Origin of the sequence: Streptomyces flavofungini, from assembly GCF_041028215.1 — a bacterium.
GTDB classification, from domain to species: domain Bacteria; phylum Actinomycetota; class Actinomycetes; order Streptomycetales; family Streptomycetaceae; genus Streptomyces; species Streptomyces flavofungini_B.
Window position 1 is genome coordinate 1 of sequence record NZ_JASKYR010000273.1, and the last position, 9879, is coordinate 9879.

General features: G+C 73.3%; 8 protein-coding genes. 4 read left to right on the forward strand and 4 right to left on the reverse strand.

Going from position 1 to position 9879, the window contains the following annotated elements; translation table 11 throughout:
• Positions 1 to 1473: PucR family transcriptional regulator (locus tag AB8Z36_RS19665; RefSeq protein ID WP_369214649.1), on the forward strand; the 1473-nt coding region annotated here is incomplete at its 5' end.
• 21 nt (positions 1474 to 1494) lie between these two features.
• A complete protein-coding gene (locus AB8Z36_RS19670) occupies positions 1495 to 2292 on the forward strand; it encodes a phosphatase (RefSeq protein ID WP_440581955.1) in 798 nt (265 codons plus the stop codon).
• Here the strand turns inward: AB8Z36_RS19670 and AB8Z36_RS19675 are convergent.
• From AB8Z36_RS19675 to AB8Z36_RS19690, 4 genes are all read right to left on the reverse strand, one after another.
• Positions 2253 to 3239: a cation diffusion facilitator family transporter gene (locus tag AB8Z36_RS19675; protein WP_369214651.1), complete on the reverse strand. Its 987-nt coding sequence runs from the start codon at positions 3237 to 3239 to the stop codon at positions 2253 to 2255. The two genes, AB8Z36_RS19670 and AB8Z36_RS19675, sit on opposite strands and share 40 nt — an antisense overlap.
• A 43-nt stretch (positions 3240 to 3282) precedes the next feature.
• The gene (gene tesB, locus AB8Z36_RS19680) at positions 3283 to 4143 is read right to left on the reverse strand and encodes an acyl-CoA thioesterase II (RefSeq protein ID WP_369214652.1); all 861 of its coding nucleotides are present in this window, start codon (positions 4141 to 4143) and stop codon (positions 3283 to 3285) included.
• A gap of 49 nt (positions 4144 to 4192) precedes the next feature.
• The gene (locus AB8Z36_RS19685; protein ID WP_369214653.1) at positions 4193 to 5350 is read right to left on the reverse strand and encodes an acyl-CoA dehydrogenase family protein; all 1158 of its coding nucleotides are present in this window, start codon (positions 5348 to 5350) and stop codon (positions 4193 to 4195) included.
• A gap of 94 nt (positions 5351 to 5444) precedes the next feature.
• A complete protein-coding gene (locus AB8Z36_RS19690; RefSeq protein WP_369214654.1) occupies positions 5445 to 6035 on the reverse strand; it encodes an SACE_7040 family transcriptional regulator in 591 nt (196 codons plus the stop codon).
• Positions 6036 to 6122: 87 nt separating this feature from the next.
• On the opposite strand from AB8Z36_RS19690, the gene AB8Z36_RS19695 reads away from it, so the two are divergent.
• Both AB8Z36_RS19695 and AB8Z36_RS19700 read left to right on the forward strand, forming a co-directional pair.
• A complete protein-coding gene (locus AB8Z36_RS19695) occupies positions 6123 to 7739 on the forward strand; it encodes a carboxyl transferase domain-containing protein (RefSeq protein ID WP_369214655.1) in 1617 nt (538 codons plus the stop codon).
• 97 nt (positions 7740 to 7836) lie between these two features.
• Positions 7837 to 9846, forward strand: coding sequence for an acetyl-CoA carboxylase biotin carboxylase subunit (locus AB8Z36_RS19700; RefSeq protein ID WP_369214656.1), 2010 nt, complete (start codon positions 7837 to 7839; stop codon positions 9844 to 9846).
• Positions 9847 to 9879: the final 33 nt, after the last annotated feature.

Sequence of the window (9879 nt, forward strand, 5' to 3'; positions counted from 1 at the left end):
ACCCCGCCGGTCCCGCTCGCCGCCCTGCTCGCCCGCGACGACCTGGGGCTGCGGCAGGTCGCGGGCCCGGACGCCCGGGAGGCGGCCACGGCCGTGCAGTGGGTGCACACCTCGGAGATGCCCGACCCCTACCCGTATCTGCTCGGCGGCGAGCTGCTCCTGACGGCGGGCGTCCACATCACCGGCCACACGACCGGCCACGCGGCCCCCGACGGCCCCCTGGACGCCTATGTGTCCCGCATCGTCGAGGCGGGCGGCGCGGCCCTCGGCTTCGGCGTCGCGCCGGTCCACGACACGGTGCCGCACGCGCTGGTGGCGGCCTGCGAGCGGCACGGGCTCCCGCTGGTCGAGGTACCGCCGCGCACCACGTTCAGCGGCGTCGCCCGCGCGGTGTGGCGGCTGATGGCCGAGGCCAGGCACGCCGAGCTGCGCCGGGTGACCCAGGCGCAGCAGGGCCTCGCGACGGCGGCGGCACGGCCCGACCCGGTCTCGGCGGTCCTGCGCCAGCTCGCGGCGCGGCTCGGCGGGCTCGCCGCCCTGTACGGGCCCGACGGCGCGGAGCTCCAGGCGGCGGGCCAGGCGCCGCCCGCGGCCCGGGGCGCGCTGCGGGAGCTGACCGGTGTGGTGCGGCGCGCCGCGCCCGCCGCACCGGCGTCCGCGGCCGACACGGCGGGCGCCACCCATCTGGCCGCCTACGCGCTGGGCGGCGGGCGCGGCTTCGTGCTCGGCGTCGCAACGGACCGCCGCGAACCGGGCGACCACACCATCGCGGGAGCCGCCGTCGTGCTGCTCTCGCTGCTCACCGGCGAACATCAGGGAACCTCGGAGGCGGCCCGCTCGGCGGCTCTCGTACGGCTGCTGACCGGAACTCCCGGAGAGGAGATCGGCCCCCTCCTGGGCAGCGACCTGTGGACCGTGGTGCACGCGCGCGGGGAGCACACCCCGTCGGCCGCGTCCGCGCTCGGCGCCGCGCTCGGCAGCGGCCTGGTCGACCCGGGCGGCGACGACGGCGTGGTGCGCCTGCTCGTCCCCGCCGACCGCGACCTCGCCCCCGTGGAGGGCTGGACCCTCGGCCTCTCCGCCCCCGCGGGACCCGGCGACCTCGCGGCGGCCGACGCCCGTGCCGCCCGCGCCCTGCGCCGCGCCGAGGCCACTCGGGTCCCGCTCGTGCGCCAGCACGCCAACGGCGTCGCCGACCTGGTCGAGCCCGGGGAGGCCGACGCCCACGCGCGCGTGCTGCTCGCCCCGCTCGGCGGGAACGAGGCCCTGACGGGCACCCTGCGCACCTGGCTCTCCCTGCACGGCAGCTGGGACCGCACGGCGGTCGCCCTCGGGGTGCACCGCAACACGGTCCGCCAGCGCATCGCCCGCTGCACGGCGCTCCTCTCCGCCGACCTGGACGACCCGGACGTCCGCATGGAGCTCTGGTTCGCCCTGAGCCGGGACCGCGGGACGCGCCGACCCACCCCCTGAGCGGAGCACTCGTCCCGCAGAATGGGAGGCATGCCGATACCCAGCCGCGCCGCGCTCGTCGATCATCTCGTCCGCACCCGCATCGCGGGCGATGTCGCCACCCCCCGTGACAACAACCTCAGCCACTACAGGAAGCTCGCGAACGGCGACCGCCACTACTGGCTGGGGCTGGAACTCGGCGACCGCTGGACCGACGAGCAGGACGTCCTCGCGGTGATGGCCGAGCGCTGCGGCGTCATCGACGACCCCGGGCACCGGTACGGCCAGGACACCATCGACCCGGAGCTGACCGTCGCCGCCCTGGAGCGCATGGCCGCGCGGCTGCGCAAAGCGGCCGACGCCAAGGAGAGGGTCCTCTTCGCCACCGGCCACCCCGGGGGCCTGCTCGACGTGCACCGCGCCACCGCCGCCGCCCTGCGCGCGGCGGGCTGCGAGATCGTGGTGATCCCCGAGGGCCTCATGGCCGACGAGGGCATGGTCTTCCAGTTCGCGGACGTCGCGGTCCTGGAGCGCGGCGCGACGCTCTGGCACACCCACTCCCCCGAGCCGATGAACGCGATCCTGGACGGCCTGGAGCGCGAGGGCCGCCCGCAGCCCGACCTGGTCGTCGCCGACCACGGCTGGGCGGGCCGCGCGGGCCAGCGCGGCCTGGACTCCATGGGCTACGCCGACTGCAACGACCCCGCGCTCTTCATCGCCGAGGCCGAGGGCACCGTGCAGGTCACGGTCCCGCTGGACGACCACGTCACGAGCCCCAGACACTACGACCCGATGACGGCCTACCTGCTCGACGCGGCGGGGCTCTCCGGCGGCTCCTGAGCCGGACCTCCTGCCGCAGAGCCCGGCGTCGGGTCCAGGTAGACCCGCCGGACCGCGGGGAACCGCTCCTGGACGCGCCGCGCCATGGCGTCGCAGGCCCGCTCGATGTCGGCGGCCGAGTACATGTCCCGGAAGTCGACCTTGGCGGCGACCAGGGCCTCCCTGGGGCCCTGGAGCAGCGTCGTCAGCTCGATGACGTCCACGACGTGCGGGTCGGCGCGGAGTTCCGCGCGGACCGCGGCCCGCATCTCCGGGGGCAGCGGGCGCCCGATGAGCAGCTCGGAGTTGGCGTGGCCGAGGACCCAGGCCACGTACACGAGCAGGACGCCGATGCAGAGCGAGGCGACGCCGTCCCAGACGCCGGACCCGGTGAGCTGCCCGGCGAACAGGCCGGCCGCGGCGAGCAGCAGTCCCACGAGCGCCGCCGAGTCCTCCATCACGACGGCCTTGACCGCGGTGTCGGGGGTGTGGCGCAGATAGCGCCTGATGTGCACCCCGAGGCGGTCGGCCTCGCCCCGGGCCTGCTTGAGGCCGGTCCGCAGCGAGTAGCCCTCCAGGACGAAGGCGACGGCGAGGACGAGGTACGACACGAGCGGGTCGCCGAGGTCCTCGCCGTGGGTCAGGGTGTGGATGCCGTCGTACACCGCGAAGACACCGCCGCCCACGAAGGTGGCGACGGAGGCGAGCAGCGCCCAGATGTAGCGGGCGCCTCCGTAGCCGAGGGGGTGTTCCTCGTCGGCGGGTCTGTCGCTCGCCTTCAGGGAGATGAGCAGCATCAGCTCGGTGACGGTGTCGGCGACGGAGTGCGCCGCTTCGGAGAGCATGGCGCTGGACCCGCTGATGACGCCCGCGACGGCCTTGGCCAGCGCGATCCCCAGGTTGGCGACGGCGGCGACGATGACCGTGGTGGTGCTCTCGCCGCCGCCCCGCGGTGCTTGATCGGTCATGCCTCGGACGCTATGTCCGATCAGGGCGGTGCGCGAACGGCGGTCAGCGCGGTACGCGCACCACGCCCTCCTGGATGACCGTCACCGCGAGCCGTCCGTCCTGCGTCCAGATCCGCGCCTGGCCGAGGCCGCGCCCGCCGGAGGCCGACGGCGACTCCTGGTCGTACAGGAGCCATTCGTCGGCGCGGAAGGGGCGGTGGAACCACATGGCGTGGTCGAGCGAGGCGCCGACGACGTCGCCGACGGCCCAGCCGCCCCTGCCGTGCGCGAGGAGGACGGAGTCCAGGAGCGTCATGTCCGAGACGTAGGTGGCGAGGCAGACGTGCAGCAGGGGGTCGTCCGCGAGCTTGCCGTTGGCGCGGAACCACACCTGGGAGCGCGGCTCGCGCGGCTGCCCCACGGTGCCCCAGGGCGGCACGTCGGCGTAGCGCAGGTCGACGGCCGCGCGGGCCTCGACGAGCCGCTCGGCGACGTCCGGCGGCAGGTGGCGGGGGAGCATCTCSGCAGCGGTGGGCAGGGTCTCCGGGTCCGGCGCGTCCGGCATCCCGGACTGGTGCTCCAGGCCCTCCTCGTACGTCTGGAAGGACGCGGAGAGGTGGAAGATCGGCTGCCCGTGCTGGACGGCGACGACGCGGCGGGTGGTGAAGGAGCGGCCGTCGCGGATGCGGTCCACGGTGTAGACGATGGGCGCGCCGGGGTCCCCCGGACGCAGGAAGTAGGCGTGCAGGGAGTGGGCGGGACGGTCGTCGGGGACGGTGCGGCCCGCGGCGACCAGAGCCTGCGCGGCGACCTGGCCGCCGAAGACGCGGGGCACGAGCGCCGAGCGGCTCACGCCCCGGAAGATGTCCTCCTCGATCTGCTCCAGGTCGAGCAGATCGAGGAGGGCTTCAAGTGCCTGGTTCATGAAGGTAGTTCTACAGGGCGTCTCTGCGGCGTCCTACCGGAGGCGGTGCCTAGAGGCCCATGTTCTTGGCGATGATCATCTTCATGACCTCGCTGGTGCCGCCGTAGATGCGGTTGACGCGGTTGTCCGCGTACAGGCGGGCGATGGGGTACTCGTTCATGAAGCCGTAGCCGCCGTGGAGCTGGAGGCACTTGTCGATGACGCGGTGGGCGACCTCGGTGCAGAACAGCTTCGCGGACGCGGCCTCGGCGGCGGTCAGCTCGCCCGCGTCCAGCGCCTCCAGGGCGCGGTCGGCGACGGCCTCGGCGGCGTCCACCTCGGCCTGGCAGGCGGCCAGCTCGAACTTGGTGTTCTGGAAGGAGGCGACCGTCTTGCCGAAGACCGTGCGGTCCTGGACGTACTCCTTGGCGAACCGGACGGCGGCCTTGGCCTGCGCGTAGGCGCCGTAGGCGATGCCCCAGCGCTCGGAGGGCAGGTTGCTGCCGAGGTAGTAGAAGCCCTTGTTCTCCTCGCCGAGGAGGTCCTCGACGGGGACCTTGACGTCGACGAACGCCAGCTCGGCGGTGTCGGAGGTCCGCAGGCCGAGCTTGTCGAGCTTGCGGCCGATGGAGTAGCCCTCGGACTTGGTGTCGACGGCGAAGAGGGAGATTCCGTAGCGGCGGTCCTCGGCGGTGGGCGCGGAGGTGCGGGCGCAGACGATCACGCGGTCGGCGTGCACACCGCCGGTGATGAAGGTCTTGGAGCCGTTGAGGACGTAGTGCGTGCCGTCCTCGGAGAGCTTGGCGGTGCTCTTCATGCCCGCGAGGTCGGAGCCGGTGCCCGGCTCGGTCATCGCGAGCGCCCACATCTCCTCGGCGGAGACGAACTTCTCCAGGTAGCGCTTCTTCTGCTCGTCGGTGGCGAGCGCCTTGATGTAGGGCAGGGCGAGCAGCACGTGCACGCCGGAGCCGCCGAAGGTGACGCCCGCGCGGGCGGTCTCCTCGTACTGGATGGCCTCGAACTTGTGGGTGTCCAGACCGGCGCCGCCGAACTCCTCGGGGACGTTGATGCCGAAGAGGCCCAGCTCGGCGAGCTTGTAGTAGAACTCGCGCGGCACCTGGCCCGCGGCGAACCACTCGTCGTGGACGGGGACGACCTCGGCCTCGATGAAGGCGCGCAGGGTCTCCCGGAACGCCTCGTGGTCCTCATTGAAAACGGTACGGCGCACGGAGTACTCCCTCTGCCTGCATCTGCCTACATCGACTAAGCGCTTGCTCAGATGCAGGTTACCCGGCGGTCACCAGAGCGTCCAGAGATGCGCGTCACTCGGCGGCGGCCTCGAACGCCCCACGCGCCAGGCGGTGCAGAAGGGCCGCCATGGCCGCACGGCTCGGCAGGGCGTCGCGGCGGCTCAGGTGCGGAGTGGAGTTGAGCAGCCCGAAGACGGCGTGCACACAGACGCGGGCGGCGTTCTCGGCGAGGCCGGGGTAGACCTTGCGGACCACGTCGACCCAGATCTCCACGTACTGCCGCTGGAGCTGGCGGACCAGCTTGCGGTCGCTGTCCCGCAAGCGGTCCAGCTCGCGGTCGTGCAGGGTGATCAGGGAGCGGTCGTCCAGGGCGAAGTCGATGTGCCCCTCGATGAGCGCGTCGAGGACCTGCTCCGAGGAGCCTTCCGTATCGGCGACGCAGCGCCTGCCGCCCGTCAGGAGCTGTCCGCTGATGCCGACGAGCAGCTCGGCGAGCATCGCGTCCTTGCCCGCGAAGTGGCGGTAGAGCCCGGGGCCGCTGATGCCGACGGCGGCGCCTATCTCGTCGACACCCACGCCGTGGAAGCCGCGCTCGGCGAAGAGCCGGGCGGCCTCTTTGAGGATCTGCTCGCGACGGGTGGGGGCGTCGGTTCTCGTGGCCATGGAATTGATTCTAGACAGGCCGGTTAGCGCTCGTTAACCTGAAGCGAAGGCGTTAACGCTCATTAACCGGGCAAGGGGGCTCGACTGATGCGGCAGGCACCAGTGCTGACGAGTGCGGCGGATCCCGCATCGGAGGCATGGCGGGCGAACGAGGCGGCGCACACCGCCCTCGCCGACGAACTGCGGGCCAGGCTCGCGAAGGCCAGGCTCGGCGGCGGCGAGCGGGCGCGGGCCCGCCATGTGGCGCGCGGCAAGCTGCTGCCCAGGGACCGGGTGGACACGCTCCTGGACCCGGGCTCGCCCTTCCTGGAGCTCGCGCCCCTCGCGGCCGACGGGCTGTACGGCGGGGACGCCCCGGCGGCCGGTGTCATCGCGGGGATCGGCCGCGTCTCGGGCCGGGAGTGCGTGATCGTCGCCAATGACGCCACCGTCAAGGGCGGCACGTATTACCCCATGACGGTGAAGAAGCACCTGCGCGCCCAGGAAGTGGCCCTGGAGAACCGCCTCCCCTGCCTCTATCTGGTCGACTCGGGCGGCGCCTTCCTGCCGATGCAGGACGACGTCTTCCCCGACCGCGAGCACTTCGGGCGGATCTTCTACAACCAGGCCCGCATGTCCGGCGCCGGCATCCCGCAGATCGCCGCGGTCCTCGGTTCCTGCACGGCGGGCGGCGCCTATGTCCCCGCGATGAGCGACGAGGCGGTGATCGTGCGCAATCAGGGCACGATCTTCCTCGGCGGCCCGCCGCTGGTGAAGGCGGCCACCGGTGAGGTCGTGACGGCCGAGGAGCTGGGCGGCGGCGAGGTCCACTCGCGCACCTCCGGAGTGACCGACCACCTCGCCGAGGACGACGCGCACGCCCTGCGGATCGTGCGCACCATCGTCTCCACCCTCCCCGAGCGCGGCGCCCTGCCCTGGTCCGTGCAGCCGGTCGAGGAGCCCAAGGCCGACCCCCTCGGGCTGTACGGCGCGGTGCCGGTGGACTCCCGCACCCCCTATGACGTCCGCGAGGTCATCGCGCGCGTGGCCGACGGCTCCCGCTTCGCCGAGTTCAAATCGGAGTACGGCACGACCCTGGTGACGGGCTTCGCCCACATCCACGGCCACCCGGTCGGCATCGTCGCGAACAACGGCATCCTGTTCGCCGAGTCCGCCCAGAAGGGCGCCCACTTCATCGAGCTCTGCGACCAGCGCGGCATCCCCCTGGTCTTCCTCCAGAACATCTCGGGCTTCATGGTCGGCAAGGACTATGAGGCGGGCGGCATCGCCAAGCACGGCGCCAAGATGGTGACCGCCGTGGCCTGCACGCGCGTGCCCAAGCTGACGGTCGTCGTCGGCGGTTCGTACGGCGCGGGCAACTACTCCATGTGCGGCCGGGCCTACAGCCCCCGCTTCCTGTGGATGTGGCCCAACGCCAAGATCTCGGTGATGGGCGGCGAGCAGGCCGCGTCCGTGCTCGCCACGGTCAAGCGCGACCAGTTGGAGGCCCGCGGCGAGCAGTGGGCGCCCGAGGACGAAGAGGCCTTCAAGGACCCGATCCGCGCGCAGTACGAACAGCAGGGCAACGCCTATTACGCCACGGCCCGCCTCTGGGACGACGGCGTCATCGACCCCCTGGAGACCCGGCAGGTCCTCGGCCTCGCCCTGACCGCGTGCGCCGGGGCACCGCTGGGCGAGCCCGGCTTCGGCGTCTTCCGGATGTGAGGGGCGGACGATGAGCGACTTCCGGACGACGACCGGCGCGGGTCCGCAGACGGCGACCGGCCCAGGCTTGCAGGGGACCACCTCGGGGAGAGGGAACATGTTCGACACGGTGCTCGTCGCCAACCGCGGCGAGATCGCGGTCCGCGTCATCCGCACCCTGCGGACGCTCGGCGTCCGCTCGGTCGCCGTCTTCAGCGACGCGGACGCGGACGCCCGCCATGTGCGCGAGGCGGACACCGCCGTGCGCATCGGCCCCGCGCCCGCCGCCGAGAGCTATCTGTCGATCGAGCGCATCCTCGGGGCAGCGGCGAGCTCCGGAGCCCAGGCGGTCCACCCGGGGTACGGCTTCCTCGCGGAGAACGCGGCGTTCGCCCAGGCGTGCGCCGACGCGGGGCTCGCCTTCATCGGCCCGCCCGCCTCCGCCATCGAGCTGATGGGCGACAAGATCCGCGCCAAGGAGACGGTGAAGGCGGCCGGTGTCCCGGTCGTCCCCGGCTCCTCCGGCAGCGGTCTGACCGACGCCCAGCTGGCCGACGCCGCCCGGGAGATCGGCACCCCGGTGCTGCTCAAGCCGAGCGCGGGCGGCGGCGGCAAGGGCATGCGCCTGGTGCGGGACGAGGCCCTGCTCGCCGAGGAGATCGCGGCGGCCAGGCGCGAGGCCCGCGCGTCCTTCGGCGACGACACCCTGCTCGTGGAGCGGTGGATCGACCGCCCCCGGCACATCGAGATCCAGGTCCTCGCGGACGACCGGGGCAATGTGATCCACCTGGGCGAGCGCGAGTGCTCGCTCCAGCGCCGCCACCAGAAGATCATCGAGGAGGCGCCCAGCGTCCTCCTCGACGAGGCCACACGCGCGGCGATGGGCGAGGCGGCCGTCCAGGCCGCCCGCTCCTGCGGGTACGCGGGCGCGGGCACGGTGGAGTTCATCGTCCCGGGCAAGGACCCCTCCTCGTACTACTTCATGGAGATGAACACCCGCCTCCAGGTGGAGCACCCGGTCACCGAGCTGATCACCGGGCTCGACCTGGTGGAGTGGCAGCTCCGGGTGGCCGCGGGCGAGCCGCTGCCGTTCGCCCAGGACGACATCACCCTCACCGGGCACGCCGTCGAGGCCCGTATCTGCGCCGAGGACCCCGCGCGCGGGTTCCTGCCCTCGGGCGGCACGGTCCTCTCCCTGCGCGAGCCGCGGGGCGAGGGCGTGCGCACCGACTCGGGCCTGAGCGAGGGCACCGAGGTCGGCAGCCTCTACGACCCGATGCTCTCCAAGGTCATCGCCTACGGCCCGGACCGCGCCACCGCCCTGCGCAAGCTGCGCGCCGCCCTCGCCGAGACGGTCACCCTGGGGGTGCCGACCAACGCGGGCTTCCTGCGCAGGCTGCTCGCGCACCCCGCGGTGGTCGCGGGCGACCTCGACACCGGGCTCGTCGAGCGCGAGGCGGACTCCCTGGTCCCCGAGGGCGTGCCCGTCGAGGTGTACGAAGCGGCGGCCGCCGTGCGCGAGGCCGCGCGTATTCCCTCGGGGGACGGCTGGACGGACCCCTTCTCGGTGCCCAGCGGCTGGCGCCTCGGTGCCGCCCCGGCGCCCGTGACCCACTGGCTCAGGGCGGCGGGCCACGAACCCGTCGCGCGGGTGCTGGGCAGCGGCGCCCGCACCGTCACCGCCGACCGCGTCTCGGTCACCGTGGACGGCACCCGGCACACCTTCCACCGCGCGGGCGACTGGCTCGGCCGCGAGGGGGACGCCTGGCAGGTGCGGGACCACGACCCCGTCGAGGCGAGCCTGACCGGCGCCGCGCACGCGGGGGCCGACGCCCTCACCGCCCCCATGCCGGGCACCGTCACGGTCGTGAAGGTCACCACCGGCGACCGGGTCACCGCGGGCCAGAGCCTCCTCGTCGTCGAGGCGATGAAGATGGAGCACGTCATCTCCGCCCCGCACGCGGGCACCGTCACCGAGCTGGACGTCACCCCGGGCTCGACGGTCGCCATGGACCAGGTGCTCGCCGTGGTCGAGCCCGACGGAGAACCGGAGACCGCCGCCGGGGAACCGGCCGCGGCCCCCGCGGCTTCGGCAGCCCCCGCGACCCCCGAGGAGGGCACGGCATGACGACCACCGACGCCGCCCCCGCCGGGCTGCCCA

What these genes read in the sequence shown, in the direction of transcription:
- AB8Z36_RS19670 (WP_440581955.1), top strand. Translation starts at nt 1,495, where the DNA reads ATGGGAGGCATGCCGATACCCAGCCGCGCCGCGCTCGTCGATCATCTC.
- AB8Z36_RS19675 (WP_369214651.1), bottom strand. Translation starts at nt 3,239, where the DNA reads ATGACCGATCAAGCACCGCGGGGCGGCGGCGAGAGCACCACCACGGTC.
- AB8Z36_RS19690 (WP_369214654.1), bottom strand. Translation starts at nt 6,035, where the DNA reads ATGGCCACGAGAACCGACGCCCCCACCCGTCGCGAGCAGATCCTCAAA.
- AB8Z36_RS19695 (WP_369214655.1), top strand. Translation starts at nt 6,123, where the DNA reads ATGCGGCAGGCACCAGTGCTGACGAGTGCGGCGGATCCCGCATCGGAG.
- AB8Z36_RS19700 (WP_369214656.1), top strand. Translation starts at nt 7,837, where the DNA reads ATGTTCGACACGGTGCTCGTCGCCAACCGCGGCGAGATCGCGGTCCGC.